The following is a 19,208-nucleotide window of genomic DNA, read 5'->3' on the forward strand; positions in this document are numbered from 1 at the left end:
CCGGTGTCCCGTCGGCGAGTTCCCGCCCGTGTCACGCCTTCGGCCGACGGCCGCTGCGGCGCGGCGGCGGCTCCGCGCCACCCAGCAGGGCGCGGCGGCGCTCCTCGCCGTGCTCCTCGACCTGGAGGACGACACCGCGCAGCCCCTCGGCCAGCCGACGGCATTCGGCGTCGCTCAACTGCCCTGTGACGAAGGCCTCTTCCTCGTTGAACGCCGGGAAGACCCGCTGCATCAACTCCTCCCCCTCGGCGGTGAGGCTGAGCAGGACCAGCCTGCCGTCGGAGGGATGACCGGTGCGCCGCACCAGCCCGCGGGACTCCAGCGTGCGCGCCACACCCGTGAGCGTGCCCTTGGAGATCCCCGCCTCCTCGGCCACATGCCGGGTCTCCGACTCGCCCCACACCCAGACCACCCACAGGACGACGAACGCCGTCCAGGTCAGATCCGACCCCCGCAGCACGGAGTTCTCCAGATGCTGACGCACCGCCGACGCCGCCCGGTAGATGTTGGCCACGGCCGCCATCTGGTCCCGGCGGAGCGGGAAGCCGCCGAGCTTCGCCGCGGCGAGCTTCTCGGCCTCGGTGATGGATCGCTGGCCGGGCAAGGGGGCTCCTCGGGTCTGCTCGCGGCGTGCATCGGCGCGGCCCTTCGGCCGCTCCTTCGTTCGGTCGTGTCGGTCGTGTCGGTCACGGTGATCGTTCGGCTTCAAAGTGTACGGAGGTCACCGGGATGTTCGGGCGCTCCCCCCATCCTCCGCAGCATGCCGCGCCCGCCGGTCCGCAGGAACCGTACGAGCAAGGCGGCGGCCAGCAGCAGGAACGCGATGTTGAGCCAGGTCGTGTAGTTCCACCGGACGCCTTCCTCGGGAAGCCTGGCCCGCGCCTGGTCGGGGACCAACCCCAGTGCGCCGAACACGAACTCGACCACATACCCGGCGACCACCATCGCCGCGAAGAACGTGCCGAGCAGGAACACGGCCATGCGCGCCCCGTAGTACTTCCGGTAGATGGCCAGGATCGGCAGGATCAGCAGGTCCGCGTAGAGGAAGGCGATCACACCACCGAAGCTGATGCCGCCCTTCCACAGCACCACCGCCAGCGGCACGTTGCCGATCGAGCACACGAAGGTCGCCATCGCCACCAGTGGTCCGACGAGCGGCCCGATCACCTTGGCCGCGAGTGGATGGTCGGCCAGGAAGAACGTACGCCAGAACGTGTCCGGCACCCATGCGGCGATGGCGCCCGCGATCAGCAGACCGCCCACCAGGTCGCGCAGGATCGCCGCCCACTCCATCACGAAGATGTGCGAGACGGACGTGAGGCCCGCGCGAGAGGACAGACGGCGGACGAAGCCGCCCTCGCCGCCCACCGACATGTCCATCGCCGCATGCCCCTCCATGGACCCGGCCAGCCCGCGGGCGGCCTGTTCACGGGCCCGGCGCAGCAGTCGCTCCCGCAGCAGGACACGGAAGAGCACGGCGAGGACCGCGATCATCACCGGCCCGCCGACGAACTCCGCGACGGTGAACTGCCAGCCCATCAACAGGGCCAGGATCACGCCGAGTTCGATGACGAGATTGGTCGAGGCGATCTCGAACGCCATCGCCGCGGTGAAGTCGGCGCCCTTGCGGAACAGGGACCGCGCCAGGGCGACCGCCGCGTACGAGCACGAGGACGAGGCGGCACCGAGCCCGGCGGCCAGGGCGAGCGTACGCGGCCGGTCGTCCCCCAGCAGCCGGACGACCGTCGAGCGGCGCACCACCGCCTGCACCACGGCGGAGAGGGTGAACCCGAGGATCAGCGCCCAGGTGATCTCCCAGGTCATCGACCCGGTGATGGACAGTGCGTGGCCGATCGCGTCCCACATGCGCAGCTCTTCTCCCCGGCGGCACGAAACGGGATCACTATGCCCGCAGGGGAAGAGCGACCACCACGTCCGCCCGGTACCGTGTCGTGGCGACCAGATCCGCGTTGCGCTGGTCCGGGCCGCGTACCCATGCCACCGCACGGGCGTGGTCCTTGCCGAACTCCTCGTGGCGGGCGACGAGTCGGCGCACGCGCTCCGCCTCGTCGACCTCGCAGAACCACACCTCGTCCAGGTGCGGCCGGACCCGCGACCAGGCACCCGTCTCCAGCAGCAGGTAGTTGCCCTCCGTCACCACCAGCCGCGCCGTCGGAGGCACCGGCAGCGCCCCCGCGAGCGGCTGTTCGAGGACCCGTTCGAAGCCCGGTGCGTACACGGTCTCGTCGTCCTCCTCCGTCCGCAGCCGCCGCAGCAGCGCCGCGTACCCGGCCGCGTCGAAGGTGTCGGGCGCGCCCTTGCGGTGGCGGCGCCCCAGCCGGTCGAGTTCGGCGTCGGCCAGATGGAAGCCGTCCATCGGCACCTGCGCCACCCACGGCGGCCCGTCGCCGTTCAGCTCGCGCACCACCCGCTCGGCGAGCGTCGTCTTGCCCGCACCCGGACTCCCGGCGATCCCGAGGATCGCACGGCGGCCGGGGCGCGCCAGGCCCGCGGCCCGCTTCAGCAGGGCGTCGAAGGTCATGGGAGAAGGTGGCTCCATGACACCCATGACAACAGAACTCGGACTTCCGGACGGCATCCGGGCCTGCCTCTTCGACCTCGACGGGGTCATCACCAAGACCGCCGCCGTCCACGCCGCCGCGTGGAAGCGGACGTTCGACGCCTTCCTGCGCGAACGGGACGGGGACGCCTACCGCCCCTTCGAGGACGCCGACTACGAGAGATACGTCGACGGGCGCCCCCGCGCCGACGGCGTCCGTACCTTCCTCGCCTCCCGCGACATCCGGCTGCCCGAGGGCGACCCCGACGACCCGCCCGACCGGCAGACCGTCCGAGGCCTCGGCAACCGCAAGAACGCCCTGCTCCTCGAACTGATCCACACCCACGGCGTCGAGGCGTACGACGGCACGATCCGCTACATCGAGTCGGTACGCGCCGCCGGGCTGCGCACGGCCGTGGTCTCCTCCAGCGCCAACTGCCGTGAGGTGCTGCGCTCCATCCACGCCGAGCAGCTCTTCGACGTGACGATCGACGGAGTCGTCGCGTCGCGGCGGCGGCTGCCCGGCAAGCCGCGCCCGGACACCTTCCTCGCCGCCGCCCGTGACCTCGGAGTCGAGGCACGGGCCGCCGCCGTGTTCGAGGACGCGCTCGCCGGGATGGAGGCCGGGCGCGCGGGCCGCTTCGGGTACGTCGTCGGCGTGGACCGCGTCGGCCAGGCCGACGCCCTGCGCGCCCACGGCGCCGACATCGTCGTACGGGATCTCGCGGAACTGGGGGAGCACCCGTGACCCGCGAGGGCCCCGACGGGCGGGCGCGCCGCATCGGTCGTACCGTCGTGCCATGGGGGGCCTCGGCGTGGGCACACGCGCCGGGCATCGAACGAGAGGAGCGGCCGTGAACGCGCCCCGTCCCCACGCACCTCAGGTCGAGGTGGTGATCAGCGGCTGCTCGGCGACCGACGCCGGAAGCCTGTTCGCCGAACTGTGCCGCCGGTTCGGCTCCGACCGCGCCGCCGAGGAGGCACCGCACGAGGCCACGGGCGGTCGGCCCACGATGTGGACCGGTACCTTCGACACCTCCGCCACGCACGGCGGACCCGCGCGGACGACGGGACAGGCCCCGCGTCTGTCGGGTCCCGTGACCGCAGAACTCCAGGGCGAGCCCCGCGCGGTGGAGTGTCTGCGCCGCGCCCTGGACGAGACGTTCGTCGTGCACCAACTGGGCCTGGTCGCGGGTGATCAGGAGGTCGACGTCGAGCTGCGACTGGAGAGCCGCACACCCGCCTGAGCCGCGCCACCGGGTGCCGCGGCTCCGGGTCCGGACGCGGCACGCGGGGCGGGGCCGTCCCTGCGCGAGTGGGCGCGGATGACAGACTGGCCCGATGGAAGAGCGAGAATTCCGCAGGTCGGGGCAGCACGCGTCGGTGATCGGCCTCGGCACCTGGCAGTTGGGCGCGGACTGGGGCGACGTCGACGACAAGGACGCCCATGAGGTACTGGAGGCGGCGGCCGAGTCGGGGGTGACCTTCTTCGACACCGCCGATGTGTACGGCGACGGGCGCAGCGAGCAGACCATCGCCTCCTTCCTGCTCGGCAGGCCGGATCTGCATGTGCTGGTGGCGACCAAGATGGGCCGCCGCGTCGACCAGGTCCCGGAGAACTACGTCCTGGACAACTTCCGTGTCTGGAACGACCGTTCCCGGCGCAACCTCGGTGTCGACCGGATCGACCTGGTGCAGTTGCACTGCCCGCCGACGCCCATCTACTCCTCGGACGAGGTGTACGACGCCCTGGACACGCTGGTCGAGGAGGAGCGCATCGCCGCGTACGGCGTGAGCGTCGAGACCTGCGACGAGGCGCTGGCGGCGATCGCCCGCCCGAACGTGGCGAGCGTGCAGATCATCCTCAACCCGTTCCGGATGAAGCCGCTGCGGCAGGTCCTCCCGGCCGCGCGGGAGGCGGGCGTGGGCATCATCGCCCGGGTGCCGCTGGCCTCCGGTCTGCTGACGGGCAAGTACACCAAGGACACGGTCTTCGCCGCGAACGACCACCGCTCGTTCAACCGCCACGGCGAGGCCTTCGACCAGGGCGAGACGTTCTCCGGCGTCGACTTCGCGACGGGCGTGGAGGCGGCGGCCGAGTTCTCCGCGCTCGCCCCGGAGGGCTTCACCCCGGCGCAGACGGCGCTCGCCTGGATCGTCCAGCAGCCCGGCGTGACCGCGGTGATCCCGGGCGCCCGCTCGGCGGACCAGGCCCGCGCCAACGCGCAGGTCGCCCGGCTGCCCCGGCTCTCGCAGGAGACGCTCGACGCGATCCAGGACCTGTACGACCGGCGGATCAAGGACCAGGTCGAGAGCCGCTGGTAGGCACCCGGACCTCCGGGGCTCAGGCCTCCGGGTCCCAGGCCCCGGGCGTCCGGGCATCCGTACGTTCGTCCCTGGCCGGTCGGTGGGATCTTCCCCCGACCGGTCAGGCCGTCAGGACCGGGCGTGCCGTACGGGACGTGCGGGACGTACCGCGGCCGGCGGCTCTTATGCGGTACGTGGTCTTGGCCCGGTCGATCACGGGATCGCCGAGCACTATCCGCCCCGCCGCGCACAACGCGTCGCACTCTTCGGTGGGGAGCGCCATGGGCCGCCCGTCGGACCGCCAATAGCCGTACCGGCGCCGCCCGTTGGCTCGTACGGTGAGGAACACCGGGGCACGCTGGTCCATGATCAGGCGCAGCACTTCGGCGGCATCGGGACTCAGCCGAGGGCGCGTCATGATCGGTCGGGCCTTTCCGGGACACGGGCGGGGCGGGTGCCCGCCCCGAGGGACTAGTTGATCTTTACCCCGCATTCTCGCCGAGTGCACTGACACCGCGCACCCCGCCTGCCGAAGCAGGTGTGGCGCGTTCGTGGCCGGGCCCCGCTCACCTCGGTCCGAACCGCTCGGCCCACCCCATGATGTCCGTCACGGTCGCGTTGCCTCCGCACACCACCAGCCCCAACCGGGCCCCGTCGCCGACCCGTTCGCGTACCTGCCGGGCCGCGGGCAGCAGACAGCCCGCGGCGGGCTCGGTCCACACCTTGGCGTGCTCGGCGAGGTCGAGACTGCCCCGGACCGCCGCCGCGTCCGAGACCACCAGGACCTCGGTGACGAGCGCCGCCACATGCTCGTACGTCAGCGGGGAGACGGTGGGCGCGCTGAGCGTGGACACGATCGACGACAGCTCCACCGGCACCGGCCCGCCCGCCGCCAGCGCCCGGGACATGGCCTCGGCGCCCTCCGTCTCCACACCCCAGACCCGCACCCCCGGCCGCAGGGCATGCAGCGCCGCCGCCACGCCCGCGATCAGCCCGCCGCCTCCGACGCTCACCAGCACGTCCGTCAACTCGCCCGCGTCCTCGGCGAGTTCGAGGCCGACCGTGCCCTGTCCCGCGATCACGTCGGGGTCGGCGAAGGGATGCACCAGGGTCAGCCCCTCGTCCCGCAGCCGCTCGGTGAGCGCGAACGCCTCGTCCATCCCGTCCGTCAGCCGCAGCGTCGCGCCCGTCGACTCGACGATCCCGATGGACCGCGCGGGCGCGGACCGCGGCATCACCACCGTCGCCTTCACCTCCAGCGCGGCGGCCATGACGGCGAGCGCGATCCCGTGGTTGCCCCCGCTGACGGCCACCACCCCCGCCGCCCGCTCCGCCTCGTCCAGCGCGAGGAGCCGTGCCGTCGCGCCGCGTGCCTTGAAGGACCCGGTGCGTTGCAGCAACTCCAGCTTGGTGGTCACGGGAACGCCGAGCAGCTCACCGAGCCCGGGGCTCTCCACCGTGGGCGTGCGCACGATGTGCGGGGCGATCCGCCGCCCGGCAGCGCGTACGTCCGAGATCCCGATCAATGCCTCTACCTCCCAGGACAGTTCCCTCCGGCCACGACGCCGCTGTCGCACCGCCTCCTACCCTGGCACGCGCCGTGCCGCCACGGGAGTCCCCGGCCGAGCACGGCCGACGCCCCGCCCCCACGGGGAGTCGGTCCGCCGCGCCTCGTAGTGTGGTGAACACCGAAGCGGTGGGCGTGAGGCCGACCGGAACCCGGACAGGAAGGCAGCCGTATGACCCGCCCGATCATCGTGGGAGTCGACGGATCACCGGAGAGCGCCGCCGCCGCGGCGTGGGCGGGCCGGGAGGCGGTGCGCCGGTCCCTGCCGCTGAGGATCGTGCACGCCTGGCAGTGGCAGTCGTACGACTTCGCCCCGGCCGCCGACCGTGACGCGCAGGCGGGCTGGGCGCGGGAGATCGTCGACGGGGTGCGGCACACGATCGCCGAGCGGCACCCCGGGCTGGCCGTGACCGCCGAGGTGCGGGAAGGCTCGCCGGTGGGCTCCCTGGTCGCCGAGGCGGCCGAGGCCGAGATGCTGGTGCTGGGCTCGCGCGGGCACGGCGCGGTCGTGGGCTTCCTCATCGGCTCCGTGGGCCGCCAGGTGATCGCCGAGTCCGCCCGGCCCGTGGTGCTCGTCCGCTCCGACGACCTCGCCACGGCCGAGGCCATGGGCCGGGAGATCGTCGTCGGCCAGCACGGCGAGCCGGAGGACGGCGCCGCCGCGCTCGGCTTCGCGTTCGCCACGGCGGCGGCCCGGGGCGCGACCGTCCGCGTCGTCCGCGCCTGGACCCTGCCACCCGTCTTCGCCTACAGCCCCGCCTCGCTGAAGCTGCTCGAGGAGGCCGGCGGCCTGGAGCCGTACGAGCGGAAGGCGCTCGACGCGGCGCTGCGGCCCTGGCGGGAGCGCTACCCGGACGTGCCGGTGATCGAGCAGGTGGAGATGGGAAGCGCGAGCCAGGTGCTGCTGACCGCGGCCGCGCAGGCCCAGCTCGTGGTGGTGGGGCGCCACGCGGCCCGCGCGGTGGTGCCGCGCATCGGCTCGGTGGCGCAGGCGCTGCTGCACCACGCGCCCTGCCCGGTGGGCGTCGTACCGCCCGCCTGACGGACGCTGACGGACCCTGACGGACAAGCGGGCGGTCTCCTGCGGCACCCACCGCCGTGACTCAGGCCGTGTGGTGGTGCAGGGTCCGGCCCAGGAGGGCCAGCAGTTCCCGCCAGTGCCGTTCCGCCGCCTCGGCGTGGTACATGGATGTGTCGGCCTGGGTGAACCCGTGCTTGGCGCCCGTGTAGACCTCGGTGCGGTGGGGGACGTTCGCCGCCGACAGCGCCTTCTCCAGCCGCTCGATCTGCTCGGGCGGCAGGGAGGGGTCCTCGTCGGCATGGCCGAAGTACACCTCGGCGGTGACGCGCTCGGCCGCCCGGTGCGGGCTGTCGGGGGCGTCGGTCGCGAGCCGCCCGCCGTGGAAGCCCGCCATGGCGGCGACCCGTCCCGGCCGGCAGGCGGCGGTGAGCAGGGCCAGCCGCGCGCCCATGCAGTAGCCGGTGACACCGATCGGCCCGTCGGCCGCCTGGGGGCAGTCGGCGAGCCAGCGCAGATAGGCGTCGGCGTCGCGCTCCACCAGGTCCTCCGTCAGCGACCGGATCATGGGCGTGAGCTTCTCGAAGAACGTGGCGCGCTCGGTGTCGATGAACTCGGGCAGGTCGACCACGGGTGCCCGCCCCTGGCGGTAGAAGACGTTGGGCACGAGCACCGTGTAGCCGTTCTCGGCGAGGCGGTCGGCCATCGCCCGCAGATGCGGACGCAGCCCGAAGGCGTCCATGTAGAGCAGCACCGCGGGATGGGGGGTGTCGTCGTCGGGGTGGGCCAAGTAGGCGTCGGCCGTGCCGTCCTGGGTCGGGATCTCCACCAATGTGCCACGGGTGGCCGTCATGCGCTGTTCTCCTGCCTGTCGACATCCGGCCGGGACGACCGGCCGGAGGATCTTGAGGCGCCATCATCGCAAGGCCGCAGCCCCGCCTCCTTGCCGACCCGTCACCAGCGGCCCGGTGCCGTGCCGGTGAGCGGACGCGACGCGGCATCCAGGGAGGGATCAGGCACATCCGGTGGTCAGGCGTCCCGTTCCTTGAGCGTCACCGCGGCCCCGGCCAGGGTCGCCAGCGCGTAGCAGCAGAAGACCCCGAAGCCCACCCAGGGGGCGAGGGTGTGCGGCTGGTGCTGGACATGGACGAGGCCCTGTCCCGCCGTGCTCGGCAGGAACGGGTTGATCACGTCGAACCAGGTCGACGGCAGGGCCTCCGCGAGCACCGGAAGGATCAGCAGCGCGCCGAGGAGCGTGGCGATCGCCCCCGCGGTGTTGCGGATCAGCGCGCCGAGCGCCACCCCGATCAGGCCCACGACCGCCAGATACAGCCCGGCGCCGAGCACCGCGCGCAGCACGCCCGGAGCGCCGAGCGAGGTCCCCAGACCGTGGCCGGACAGCGCCGCCTGCCCCACCAGGAACGCCGTCAGCGAGGCGGCCGTCATCAGGGCCCATACGACCGCCGAGTACACCAGCGCCTTGGCCCACAGCACGGGCAGGCGGCGCGGCACCGCGGCCAGCGAGGCGCGGATCATCCCGGTGGTGTACTCGCTGCTGACCACCAGCACCCCGAGGACGCCGACGGCCAACTGGGCCAGGAAGAAGCCCCGCAGACTGACCAGCGTCGGATCGAAGGCCAGCCGCTCCTCCGGCGGCAGATGTGGCCAGCGGTCGGCGGTGAAGTAGCTGAAGAGGAAGCCCAGTCCGATCATCGCGGCGACCGCGGCGAGCAGGGTGCACAGCGTCGAGCGCAGCGACCGCAGCTTGATCCACTCCGAGTGGATCACCCGGAGCTGGGTGACCTCGCCCCGCTCGGCTTCGGGAATCACCCTGGCCGTCGTCATTCCGTACCGCCTTCTCCGCCCGTGCCGACGAGTTGGGCCGCCGGGGCCTGGAACTCCAGGGCGTTTCGGGTCAGTTCCATGAAGGCCTCCTCCAACGACGCCTGCTGGGGGGTCAGTTCGGCCAGGGCGACACCGTGGTCCGCCGCGATCCGCCCGATCCGCTCACTGCTGAGCCCGGTCACCGAGAGCACGCCGCCCTCCTGCGCGGTGACGGACCCGCCCGCCCCGGTCAGCAGCCCGCGCAGCTTCTCCGCCTCGCCGGTCCGTACCCGTACCACCTCGCCCGCGGCCCGCGCGGTGAACTCCGCCACCGAGGTGTCCGCGATGAGCCGCCCCCGCCCGATCACGATCAGATGCTCGGCGGTCAGCGCCATCTCCGACATCAGATGCGAGGAGACCAGCACCGTACGGCCCTCGGCGGCGAGCCCCTTGAGCAGATGGCGGATCCACAGGATCCCTTCCGGATCAAGGCCGTTGACGGGTTCGTCGAGCATCACCGTCGCCGGGTCGCCCAGCAGTGCGCAGGCGATGCCCAGCCGCTGTCCCATGCCCAGCGAGAACGAACCGATCCGCTTGCGGGCCACCGCGCGCAGCCCGACGAGGTCGATCACCTCCTCGATCCGGTCCGTGGAGATCCCGTGCGTCGCCGCGAGCACCCGCAGATGGTTGTAGGCGCTGCGCCCGGTGTGGACGGTACGCGCCTCGAGCATCGCCCCCACCTCGTGCAGCGGCGCCCGGTGCGCGGCGTAGCTCTTCCCGTTCACCACGGCCCGGCCCGAGGTGGGCGCGTCGAGGCCGAGGAGCATCCGCATCGTGGTGGACTTGCCCGCCCCGTTCGGCCCGAGGAACCCGGTCACGGTGCCGGGGCGCACGGTGAAGCTGAGGTCCTCGACGGCGGTGCGCTCTCCATATCGCTTGGTGAGGGAATGCGCTTCGATCATGGGAACGTCCTCACATCGCGCTCAGTCGTCGCGGGGGTGGACTCCTCGGTCCCCTCCACCTTCGTACGCGTACGAGGGTCTGTCGCGCCGGACTGCTCCGGCCGCGCGCGGGCGTCCGGTGTGCACCGCGGCAAGCGTGCCGCACGACAGAACCCGCCGACCGGAAGGCTCCGGTCGGCGGGTTCAGAAGGGGTCGGCGGTCAGGCGCCGCTGGCCTTGAGCATGTCCTCGCGCTCGACGATCTTCACGCGCTCACGTCCCTGGGGCTCGCCCAGCGCCTTCTCCGCGGCGTCGAGGCGGTACCAGCCCTCCCAGGTGGTGAAACGGACGTTCCGCTCGGCGAGGAACGCGTCCACGGCCTCGGGCGCGGGGGAGACCGGGGTCTGCAGCCGCCCGGCCGCGTGGTCCGCCAGGAGGTTGGCGACCGTCTCGTTGGCGTCGCCCTTGGTGTGGCCGATCAGGCCCACGGGGCCGCGGCGGATCCAGCCGGTCACATACGTGGACGACAGGTGCTCGCCGCTCTCCTCGATGACGCGTCCGCCCTGGTCCGGCACGGTGCCCGAGGCGAGGTCCCAGGGCAGCTTGGGCAGGCTCTCGGACAGATAGCCCACGGCGCGGTAGACCGCGGTGACGTCCCAGTCCTTGAAGGTGCCGGTGCCCTTGACGTTGCCGGTGCCGTCGAGGGCGGTGCGCTCGGTGCGCAGGCCGACGACCTTGCCGTCCTCGCCGAGGATCTCGGCCGGGGACTCGAAGAAGTGCAGGAACAGCTTGTGCGGCCGGTCGCCGATGTCCCGGATCGCCCAGTTCTCCAGCGTCTTGGCGACCATGTCGGCCTGCTTGTTGCCGCGCCGGGTGGCGATCGAGCCCTCGTCGTAGTCGATGTCCTCGGGGTCGACGATGACCTCGATGTTCGGGGAGTGGTCCAGCTCCCGCAGTTCCATCGGGCTGAACTTCGCCTGCGCCGGGCCGCGGCGGCCGAAGACGTGGATCTCCAGGGCCTTGTTGGCCTTGAGGCCGTCGTAGACGTTCGGCGGGATCTCGGTGGGCAGCAGTTCGTCCGCGGTCTTGGCGAGGACGCGGGCCACGTCTAGCGCGACGTTGCCGACGCCGAGGACGGCGACCTTCTCGGCGGTCAGCGGCCAGGTCCGCGGCACGTCGGGGTGTCCGTCGTACCAGGAGACGAAGTCCGCGGCGCCGTAGGAGCCGTCGAGGTCGATGCCGGGTATGTCGAGGGCCCGGTCGGCCATCGCGCCCGTGGAGAAGATCACGGCGTCGTAGAACGCGCGCAGGTCGTCCAGGCTGAGATCGTTCGGGTAGTCGACGTTGCCGAACAGGCGGATCTGCGGCTTGTCCAGCACCTGGTGCAGGGCCGTGACGATGCCCTTGATCCGCGGATGGTCGGGGGCGACGCCGTACCGGATGAGGCCGAACGGGGCGGGCATCCGCTCGAAGAGATCGATGGAGACACCGGGGTCGGCGGCGGTCTCGGACTTCAGCAGCGCGTCGGCGGCGTAGATCCCGGCGGGGCCGGCTCCGACAATGGCTACCCGCAGGGGGCGGGACATGATCAGATTCCCTTCGAGCGATAACGGACAACTCGCCCGAAACTCTAAACTAAGGCAAACCTAAGTAGATGCGCGGGTCTGCTTCCTGACCTTATAGGGCCGAGGTGCGGCCCTATGGCCCGGGGTCCCCTCTTACGGGTCCCGTTGTGTTCCTCTGCGCGCCCTCTGTGCGTCCTCCGTGTGTCCTCTGCGGCGAGGGCGGGCGCGAGTGACGCCGTGTCAGGCGTCGTACGTCCGCCCGCGTCACCAAGGTCCGTACTTTCGGGGAACAGTTGGGAAACGCTTGCCGTTCGACGCCCTCGGTCTCTTGTTGACCCGTATCTACGCGCGTATCTTTGGGCCGACTTCAGGGGCGCCCCGCTTCCCGGTGACCGCCCCTCTCTCATGGTCAGCCTGCGTCTTCCTCACGTCTTGTTCCCGCAAGAAAGAGCTCCACGTGTCCTCACGCATACCCCCGGCCCTGCGCGGCAAAGGTGCCAAGGCCGTTCTCGTGGCCCTCCCCATCGGTCTCACCGGATCGCTCGTCGCGCTTCCCTTCACCGCCCAGGCGGCGCCGTCCTCGGACGCCGTCATCTCCGAGGTCTACGGCGGTGGCGGCAACTCCGGTGCCTCCCTGACCCATGACTTCATCGAGCTGGGCAACGCGGGCTCCGCGCCGCTCGACCTCGGCGGCTGGTCCGTGCAGTACCTCAGCGGCTCGCCCGGCTCCGGCACCAAGTGGCAGGTGACCCCGCTCACGGGCGCCCTCCCGGCGGGCGGCAGCTACCTGGTCGCGGAGGCCAAGGGCGCGGGCGGCGACACCGCCCTGCCGACCCCCGACGCCACCGGCACCATCGCCATGTCGGCGACCTCGGGCACCGTCGCACTGGTCCACTCCACCACCGCGCTCACCTGCCTGACCGCGGCCGACTGCGCGGCGGACGGCACCATCAAGGACCTCGTCGGTTTCGGCACCGCCGTGGTCCGCGAGGGCAGCCCCGCCACCGGGGCGGGCAACACGACCTCGGTCACCCGTGGCGCCACGCTCACGGACACGGACGACAACGCGGCCGACTTCACCGGCGCCACGCCCGGTCCCCGTAACTCCGCGGGCGACGGCGGCTCCACGACGCCCACGCCCACCCCGACGCCCACCGACACCACCCCGGGCGCCCTGCGGATCCATGACATCCAGGGCACCACGCGTATCTCGCCGCAGAACGGCAAGACGGTCACCAACGTGCCCGGCGTGGTCACCGCCGTGCGCAGCACCGGCTCCAAGGGGTACTGGATCGAGGACACCGCCCCGGACGCGGACCCGGCCACCAGCGAAGGCATCTTCGTCTTCACGGGCTCGGCCACCCCGCAGGTCAAGGTCGGCGACTCGGTGCTCGTCTCGGGCAAGGTGAGCGAGTACTACCCCGGCGGCCAGAGCAGCGGCGCGCAGTCCGTCACCGAACTGACCGGCCCGCAGGCGATCGTGCTGTCCTCCGGCAACGAACTGCCGAAGGCGACGGTCATCGACGCCTCGACGCTGCCCGACGCCTATGTGCCGCAGGCCGGGGGCGGCAGCATCGAGGGTCTGGAACTCCAGCCCGGTACCTACGCGTTGGACTGGCTGGAAGCGCACGAGGGCATGCGGGTGCAGGTCACCGACACCCGTGTGGTGGGCGCCAGCAACGACTACAACGAGACGTGGATCACCACCAAGCCCCAGCAGAACCCGACCCCGCGCGGCGGCACGGTCGTCACCGGCTACACCGACCCCAACTCCGGCCGTCTGCTGGTCACTCCGCTGACCGGTGACAAGATCAAGGCCGACGTGGGTGACACCCTCACCGGGACGACCACGGGCCCCGTGGACTACTCCAACTACGGTGGCTACACCCTCGACGCGACCTCCCTCGGCCAGGTGAAGTCCGGCGGCCTCACCCCCGAGGTGGCGAGCAAGGGCAAGTCCAACGAGGTCTCCGTCGCCACGTACAACGTCGAGAACCTCGCCCCGGGCGACGCGCAGAGCAAGTTCGACCGCCTGGCCGAGGGGGTCGTCAAGAACCTGGCCGCGCCGGACGTCGTGAGCCTGGAGGAGATCCAGGACAACAACGGCGCCACGGACGACGGCACGGTCGCGGCGGACAAGACCGTCGCCAAGTTCGTCGACGCCATCAAGGCGGCCGGCGGCCCGGCGTACGACTGGCGCTCCATCGACCCGGTCAACGACCAGGACGGCGGCCAGCCCGGCGGCAACATCCGTATCGTCTTCCTCTTCAACCCCGAGCGCGTCAGCTTCGTGGACCGTCCGGGCGGCGACTCCACCACGGCCGTCGAGGCCGTCCGCGACGGCGACAAGGGCGTGCGGCTCTCGGCCTCGCCGGGCAGGATCGCCCCCACCTCGGACGCCTGGAAGAGCAGCCGCAAGCCGCTGGTCGGCGAGTTCGTGTTCCGCCACGACAACAAGCGGTTCTTCGTCATCGGCAACCACTTCAACTCCAAGGGCGGCGACCAGCCGGTGCACGGCGCGCTCCAGCCGCCGACGCTCGGCTCCGAGGTCCAGCGCACGAAGCAGGCCGAGGAGGTCAACGGCTTCGTCGCGAGCCTCCTCGCCAAGGACGCGAAGGCCAAGGTCGTCGTCCTCGGTGACATGAACGACTACCAGTACTCCACGCCGTTGGCCACGCTGACCTCGGGCGGTGTCCTCACCGACCTGATCAACACGCTGCCGGTGAACGAGCGGTACAGCTACGTCTACGAGGGCAACTCGCAGACCCTGGACCACATCCTGGTCTCGCCCGGCATCAAGAAGCCGGACTACGACGTCGTCCACATCAACGCCGAGTTCTCCGACCAGACGAGCGACCACGACCCGCAGGTGGTCCGCTTCAAGTAGCCGTCTCAAGTAGCCGTCTCTGGCGGCGGATCGTCCCTTCGACGGGGACCGTGTGGCGTGCGCGCCACACCTGTGGTGCCGAACGGCGTGGGTTGCGACCCACGCCGTTCGGGCGTTACCTGAAAGAAGTCGGCGGTGGAGCGAGAGCATCCGGGGCCACGGCACAGCCCGCCGGGGCCGCGTCTGCCTGAACGTCCCCGCCGGAAGCGGTCCGGCTCCCACGCCGCCGTCATCGAGCGCTCGACGCGGAGGTGACCGACGTGAAAGCCGTCGTCTACGAGAAGCCCTTCCAGGTGGCCGTACGGGACGTCGAGGAGCCGGAGGTCCAGCACCCGAACGACGCCGTCATCCGGATCACGTCGTCCGCGATCTGCGGCTCGGACCTGCACATGTACGAGGGCCGTACGGCGGCCGAGCCGGGCATCGTCTTCGGCCACGAGAACCTCGGCATCGTCGAGGAGATCGGCAGCGGAGTGACCACCCTGGTCCATGGGGACCGCGTCGTCATGCCCTTCAACGTGGCCTGCGGGTTCTGCAAGAACTGCCTTGCGGGCAAGACCGGTTACTGCCTCACGGTCAACCCGGGCTTCGCGGGCGGAGCCTACGGCTATGTGGCGATGGGCCCGTTCCCCGGTGGCCAGGCGGAGCGGCTGAGAGTGCCCTTCGCCGACTTCAACTGCCTGCGGCTGCCGCCGGGCAGGGACTTCGAGTCCGACTTCGTCCTGCTCGCCGACATCTTCCCGACCGGCTACCACGGATGCGAACTCGCCGAGGTGTCCCCGGGCGAGAGCGTCGCCGTGTACGGCGCCGGACCGGTGGGGCTGATGGCAGCCTACTCCGCGCTGCTGCGCGGTGCGGCGGAGGTCTACTGCGTCGACCGCGTGCCCGAGCGGCTCGCCAAGGCGGAGGAGATCGGCGCCGTCCCCATCGACTTCACCCAGGGCGACGCGGCCGAGCAGATCAAGGAGAAGACGCGCGGCGAGGGCACCGACAAGGGCGTGGACGCGGTCGGATACCAGGCCCAGGGGGCCGAACCGGGTCAGGAGGAGCCCGCGGTCGTCCTCAACGCGCTCGTCGAGACGGTACGGCCGACCGGCATGCTCGGCGTGCCGGGACTGTATGTGCCCGCGGACCCGGGCGCTCCCGACGAACACGCCAAGAAGGGCCAACTGCTCGTCTCCATCGGCAGGCTGTTCGAGAAGGGGCTGCGGGTGGGCACCGGCCAGTGCAACGTCAAGCAGTACAACCGCCAGCTGCGCGACCTGATCATCGCCGGACGGGCCGAGCCCGCCTTCGTGGTCTCCCATGAACTCCCGCTGGAACAGGCCCCGTCGGCGTACGAGAAGTTCGACAAGCGGATCGAGGGGTACACCAAGGTGGTGCTGCACCCCGGTCACACACCTGTGGCGTGAGGGACGGGCCCGGAGCCGGGTGCGTCGCTGATCCGTCCCCGTCCGGCCGGGCTGCTCACCCGCCCCGCTCGTCCGCCTCACCTGCCCCCTGCCTCTGCGTCGTCCGGCGCGAGCCCACCGTGACCACTCCCGAGTGCCGGTCCCGTGGCTTGTCTCCCGACATGGCCGTGAGGGATCACCGGTGCTAGAAAGGGGCACATGGTGGACCGTTTCGCCCGGTTCCGGCGAATGCCGTTGCGGTCACTGGTCGGCAAGAGCCCACGAAGTGTCGCCGGGCAGGTGTTCCTTCTCCAGGTGGCGTTGATCCTGCTGCTCGTGGCCTGCGCCGTCTTCCTGCTCCTGCTGCAGTCCCGGCGGGAGACCAGCACCGAGGCCAGGAACCGCGTCGTGGCCGTCGCACAGACCTTCGCGCACTCTCCGGGCGTCGTGGCGGCGCTGCGGACCACGAACCCGACGGCGGTGCTCCAGCCGGCCACCGAGGCGGGGCGCAAGACCGCGGGCGTCGACTTCATCGTCGTCACGGACACCCACGGCATCCGCTACACCCACCCCGTCAGGCACTTGATCGGCAAGCCGCTCATAGGGGACATCCGTCCCGCGCTCCAGGGCAAGGCCCACACGGAGAACGTCAACGGGCCACTGGGCCGCGAGGTGCAGGCCGTCGTGCCCGTGAAGACCGCCGACGGCAAGGTGATCGGGGTCGTCGTGGCCGGGATGAAGGTCCAGAACGTGACCGGGCAGGTGAACCGGCAGATTCCCATCATCCTGGGCGCCGGGGCCGGTGCCCTCGCCCTGGCCACGGCCGGGACGGCCCTCGTGGGCAGGCGGCTGCAACGCCAGACCCACAGCCTGGCCCCGGACGAGATGAGCCGGATGTACGAGCACCACGACGCGGTGCTGCACTCCGTACGCGAAGGCGTACTCATCGTGGACGGCGACGGGCGGCTGCTCCTGGCGAACGACGAGGCCAGGCGGCTGCTCGAACTGCCCCGGGACGCCGAGGGGCGGCGCGTGTCGGAGCTGCCGGGCCTCGAACCCGATATGGCCGCGCTGCTCGAATCCGGCCGCGAGGCCAGCGACGAGGTGCACTTCGCCGGGGACCGGCTCCTGGTGGTCAACCAGCGGCTCACGGACCGCGGCGGCGGCCCCAAGGGAACGGTGGTGACGCTGCGCGACTCCACCGAACTGCAGACGGTGTCCGGCAGGGCACAGGTCGTGGGGGAGCGGCTCAAACTGCTGTACGACGCCGGCGTGGGCATCGGTACGAGCCTCGACGTGGCCCGCACCGCCGAGGAGCTGGCGCGGGTCGCCGTACCCCGCTTCGCCGACTTCGTCAGCGTCGACCTGGCCGACGCCGTACTGCGCGGCGAGGAGCCGACCACCAGGGCGGCGACCCTGCGACGCATCGCCGTGTGCGGCATCCGGGACGACTACCCCTTCTACGAGAAGGGCCGGCTGATCACCTTCCCGTCCTACACACCCCAGGCCCGCGGCTACGCCACCGCCAGCTCCGAACTGCTGGCGGATCTGTCCACCACGAGCGTCTGGCATGTGCAGGACGGCGAGCGTGCCAAGGAGATCCTGGAGTACGGCATCCACTCGCTCATCGTGGCCCCGATCCGGGCGCGCGGTGTCCTGCTGGGGATGGCCAGCTTCTGGCGCTGCAACCAGCACGAGCCGTTCGACGAGGAGGAGCTGGCGCTGGCGGAGGAGCTGGTGGCCCGCGCCGCGGTCACCATCGACAACGCGCGCCGCTACACCCGCGAGCACGCCCTCGCGGTCACCCTCCAGCGCAGCCTGCTGCCCCGGGCCCTGCCCGAGCAGAACGCCCTCGACGTCGGCTACCGCTATCTCCCGGCCCAGTCGGGGGTGAGCGGGGACTGGTTCGACGTGACCCCGCTGTCGGGGGCCCGGGTGGCCCTGGCCGTCGGCGACGTGGTGGGCCACGGGCTGCACGCCGCCGCCACGATGGGACGCCTGCGGACCGCGGTGCACAACTTCTCCGCGCTCGACCTGCCGCCCGACGAACTGCTCAGTCACCTCGACGACCTGGTCGGCCGCATCGACCGGGACGAGACGAGCGCGGAGACGGTCGTGGGCGCCACCTGTCTGTACGCGGTCTACGACCCGGTGACACGGCGCTGCGTCATGGCGCGCGCCGGACACCCGGAACCCGCGCTGGTCCACCCCGACGGCCAGGTCACCTTCCCCGATCTGCCGGCCGGGCCGCCGCTGGGTGTGGGCGGCCTGCCGTTCGAGACGGCCGAGCTGGAACTCGCCGAGGGCACTCAACTGGTCCTCTACACCGACGGCCTCATCGAGGACCGCAGGCGCGATCTGGACGTGGGGATGGACATGCTGCGGCAGGCCCTGGCCGGGCATCCCGACCGGTCGCCGGAGGAGAGCTGCCAGGCCGTGCTGGACGAACTGCTGCCCAGCAGGCCCACGGACGACGTCGCCCTGGTCATCGCCCGCACCCGGGCGCTGCCGCCCGACCGGATCGCCAACTGGGACGTGGCGCACGACCCGGCCGCCGTCGCGGGGATGCGCGAGGCGGTGACCGGCCGACTCGAGGAGTGGGGCCTCGACGAACTCGGCTTCGGTGTGGAACTCGTCCTGAGCGAACTGGTCACCAACGCCATCCGCTACGGCTCCGAGCCGATCCATGTACGGCTGATTCACGACCTCACGCTGATCTGCGAGGTCGCCGACGGCAGCAGCACCTCGCCCCATCTGCGCTACGCCGCGACGACCGACGAGGGTGGCCGTGGCCTGTTCCTGGTCTCGCAGTTGGCCAAGAGCTGGGGTACCCGGTATGTGGCCCAGGGCAAGGTGATCTGGGCGGAACTGGCGCTTCCGGCACGGCTCGAGGAGATCTGACCGGTGCGGTCCGGCGGGTGTGCGGCGGCACGAGCGGAGGGACCGCGTCCGGCGAGTGAGGGCACGTCAGAACGTATGAGCGAAGCAAGCTGATGCCCCATCAGGGGTCCTCGGTGAGGATCTGGTTGACGGTCTGTCGCCTGCCATGGCGGTGATACGATCACCGCACTTGCCGAGCGGACGGATGGACGTAGGAAACGGCATCCGTGACCAACGGGGCGGCTCGGGCGGTGAATTCGGTGCGGGC

At 71.5% G+C, this 19,208-nt stretch carries 16 protein-coding genes; 7 read left to right on the forward strand and 9 right to left on the reverse strand.

Going from position 1 to position 19,208, the window contains the following annotated elements; all coding sequences use genetic code 11:
- Positions 1-31 precede the first annotated feature (31 nt).
- The 3 genes from NGF19_RS06850 to NGF19_RS06860 form a co-directional block, all read right to left on the reverse strand.
- Positions 32-604 (reverse strand): MarR family winged helix-turn-helix transcriptional regulator, encoded by a 573-nt coding sequence (locus NGF19_RS06850; RefSeq protein ID WP_252422985.1) that lies wholly within the window; start codon positions 602-604, stop codon positions 32-34.
- Between the two features lie 101 nt (positions 605-705).
- A complete protein-coding gene (locus NGF19_RS06855) occupies positions 706-1,866 on the reverse strand; it encodes a permease (protein ID WP_252422986.1) in 1,161 nt (386 codons plus the stop codon).
- Positions 1,867-1,903: 37 nt separating this feature from the next.
- Positions 1,904-2,542, reverse strand: a complete 639-nt coding sequence (locus NGF19_RS06860) for a nucleoside/nucleotide kinase family protein (protein ID WP_252422988.1) — start codon at positions 2,540-2,542, stop codon at positions 1,904-1,906.
- A 25-nt stretch (positions 2,543-2,567) separates the two neighbouring features.
- Between NGF19_RS06860 and NGF19_RS06865 the strand changes: the two genes are divergently transcribed.
- The 3 genes from NGF19_RS06865 to NGF19_RS06875 all read left to right on the forward strand — a co-directional run bounded on the left by NGF19_RS06865 (position 2,568) and on the right by NGF19_RS06875 (position 4,885).
- Positions 2,568-3,308, forward strand: a complete 741-nt coding sequence (locus tag NGF19_RS06865; protein ID WP_252423232.1) for an HAD family hydrolase — start codon at positions 2,568-2,570, stop codon at positions 3,306-3,308.
- 106 nt (positions 3,309-3,414) lie between these two features.
- A complete protein-coding gene (locus NGF19_RS06870; protein ID WP_252422990.1) occupies positions 3,415-3,807 on the forward strand; it encodes a hypothetical protein in 393 nt (130 codons plus the stop codon).
- A gap of 94 nt (positions 3,808-3,901) precedes the next feature.
- Positions 3,902-4,885 (forward strand): aldo/keto reductase, encoded by a 984-nt coding sequence (locus NGF19_RS06875; protein WP_252422992.1) that lies wholly within the window; start codon positions 3,902-3,904, stop codon positions 4,883-4,885.
- 103 nt (positions 4,886-4,988) lie between these two features.
- On the opposite strand, the gene NGF19_RS06880 is transcribed toward NGF19_RS06875, so the two are convergent.
- Together NGF19_RS06880 and NGF19_RS06885 are read right to left on the reverse strand one after the other, a co-directional pair.
- Positions 4,989-5,285, reverse strand: coding sequence for a hypothetical protein (locus tag NGF19_RS06880; protein ID WP_252422994.1), 297 nt, complete (start codon positions 5,283-5,285; stop codon positions 4,989-4,991).
- 148 nt (positions 5,286-5,433) lie between these two features.
- The gene (locus tag NGF19_RS06885) at positions 5,434-6,393 is read right to left on the reverse strand and encodes a threonine/serine dehydratase family protein (protein WP_252422996.1); all 960 of its coding nucleotides are present in this window, start codon (positions 6,391-6,393) and stop codon (positions 5,434-5,436) included.
- 213 nt (positions 6,394-6,606) lie between these two features.
- On the opposite strand from NGF19_RS06885, the gene NGF19_RS06890 reads away from it, so the two are divergent.
- Positions 6,607-7,476, forward strand: a complete 870-nt coding sequence (locus NGF19_RS06890; RefSeq protein WP_252422998.1) for a universal stress protein — start codon at positions 6,607-6,609, stop codon at positions 7,474-7,476.
- A 61-nt stretch (positions 7,477-7,537) separates the two neighbouring features.
- Here NGF19_RS06890 and NGF19_RS06895 read toward each other — a convergent pair whose 3' ends face one another.
- The 4 genes from NGF19_RS06895 to NGF19_RS06910 all read right to left on the reverse strand — a co-directional run bounded on the left by NGF19_RS06895 (position 7,538) and on the right by NGF19_RS06910 (position 11,803).
- Positions 7,538-8,305: a dienelactone hydrolase family protein gene (locus tag NGF19_RS06895; RefSeq protein ID WP_252422999.1), complete on the reverse strand. Its 768-nt coding sequence runs from the start codon at positions 8,303-8,305 to the stop codon at positions 7,538-7,540.
- Between the two features lie 176 nt (positions 8,306-8,481).
- Positions 8,482-9,297, reverse strand: a complete 816-nt coding sequence (locus NGF19_RS06900) for an ABC transporter permease (RefSeq protein WP_252423001.1) — start codon at positions 9,295-9,297, stop codon at positions 8,482-8,484.
- The gene (locus tag NGF19_RS06905) at positions 9,294-10,238 is read right to left on the reverse strand and encodes an ABC transporter ATP-binding protein (RefSeq protein ID WP_252423003.1); all 945 of its coding nucleotides are present in this window, start codon (positions 10,236-10,238) and stop codon (positions 9,294-9,296) included. The genes NGF19_RS06900 and NGF19_RS06905 overlap by 4 nt, the downstream gene beginning before the upstream one ends.
- 200 nt (positions 10,239-10,438) lie before the next feature.
- The gene (locus NGF19_RS06910; RefSeq protein ID WP_252423004.1) at positions 10,439-11,803 is read right to left on the reverse strand and encodes an FAD-dependent oxidoreductase; all 1,365 of its coding nucleotides are present in this window, start codon (positions 11,801-11,803) and stop codon (positions 10,439-10,441) included.
- Positions 11,804-12,239: 436 nt separating this feature from the next.
- Between NGF19_RS06910 and NGF19_RS06915 the strand changes: the two genes are divergently transcribed.
- From NGF19_RS06915 to NGF19_RS06925, 3 genes are all read left to right on the forward strand, one after another.
- Positions 12,240-14,669 (forward strand): DUF8508 domain-containing protein, encoded by a 2,430-nt coding sequence (locus NGF19_RS06915; protein ID WP_252423007.1) that lies wholly within the window; start codon positions 12,240-12,242, stop codon positions 14,667-14,669.
- Between the two features lie 260 nt (positions 14,670-14,929).
- Positions 14,930-16,081 carry a glutathione-independent formaldehyde dehydrogenase gene (locus NGF19_RS06920; RefSeq protein ID WP_252423008.1) on the forward strand — a complete coding sequence of 384 codons (1,152 nt, stop codon included), beginning with the start codon at positions 14,930-14,932 and terminating at the stop codon, positions 16,079-16,081.
- Between the two features lie 198 nt (positions 16,082-16,279).
- Positions 16,280-18,961, forward strand: coding sequence for a SpoIIE family protein phosphatase (locus NGF19_RS06925; RefSeq protein ID WP_252423009.1), 2,682 nt, complete (start codon positions 16,280-16,282; stop codon positions 18,959-18,961).
- Positions 18,962-19,208 lie beyond the last annotated feature (247 nt).

The sequence above is a fragment of the Streptomyces macrolidinus genome, assembly GCF_023887685.1.
Classification (GTDB): Bacteria; Actinomycetota; Actinomycetes; order Streptomycetales; family Streptomycetaceae; genus Streptomyces; species Streptomyces macrolidinus.

What these genes read in the sequence shown, in the direction of transcription:
- NGF19_RS06910 (WP_252423004.1), bottom strand. Translation starts at nt 11,803, where the DNA reads ATGTCCCGCCCCCTGCGGGTAGCCATTGTCGGAGCCGGCCCCGCCGGG.
- NGF19_RS06860 (WP_252422988.1), bottom strand. Translation starts at nt 2,542, where the DNA reads ATGACCTTCGACGCCCTGCTGAAGCGGGCCGCGGGCCTGGCGCGCCCC.
- NGF19_RS06905 (WP_252423003.1), bottom strand. Translation starts at nt 10,238, where the DNA reads ATGATCGAAGCGCATTCCCTCACCAAGCGATATGGAGAGCGCACCGCC.
- NGF19_RS06900 (WP_252423001.1), bottom strand. Translation starts at nt 9,297, where the DNA reads ATGACGACGGCCAGGGTGATTCCCGAAGCCGAGCGGGGCGAGGTCACC.
- NGF19_RS06875 (WP_252422992.1), top strand. Translation starts at nt 3,902, where the DNA reads ATGGAAGAGCGAGAATTCCGCAGGTCGGGGCAGCACGCGTCGGTGATC.
- NGF19_RS06925 (WP_252423009.1), top strand. Translation starts at nt 16,280, where the DNA reads ATGGTGGACCGTTTCGCCCGGTTCCGGCGAATGCCGTTGCGGTCACTG.
- NGF19_RS06865 (WP_252423232.1), top strand. Translation starts at nt 2,568, where the DNA reads ATGACAACAGAACTCGGACTTCCGGACGGCATCCGGGCCTGCCTCTTC.
- NGF19_RS06895 (WP_252422999.1), bottom strand. Translation starts at nt 8,305, where the DNA reads ATGACGGCCACCCGTGGCACATTGGTGGAGATCCCGACCCAGGACGGC.
- NGF19_RS06890 (WP_252422998.1), top strand. Translation starts at nt 6,607, where the DNA reads ATGACCCGCCCGATCATCGTGGGAGTCGACGGATCACCGGAGAGCGCC.
- NGF19_RS06855 (WP_252422986.1), bottom strand. Translation starts at nt 1,866, where the DNA reads ATGTGGGACGCGATCGGCCACGCACTGTCCATCACCGGGTCGATGACC.
- NGF19_RS06880 (WP_252422994.1), bottom strand. Translation starts at nt 5,285, where the DNA reads ATGACGCGCCCTCGGCTGAGTCCCGATGCCGCCGAAGTGCTGCGCCTG.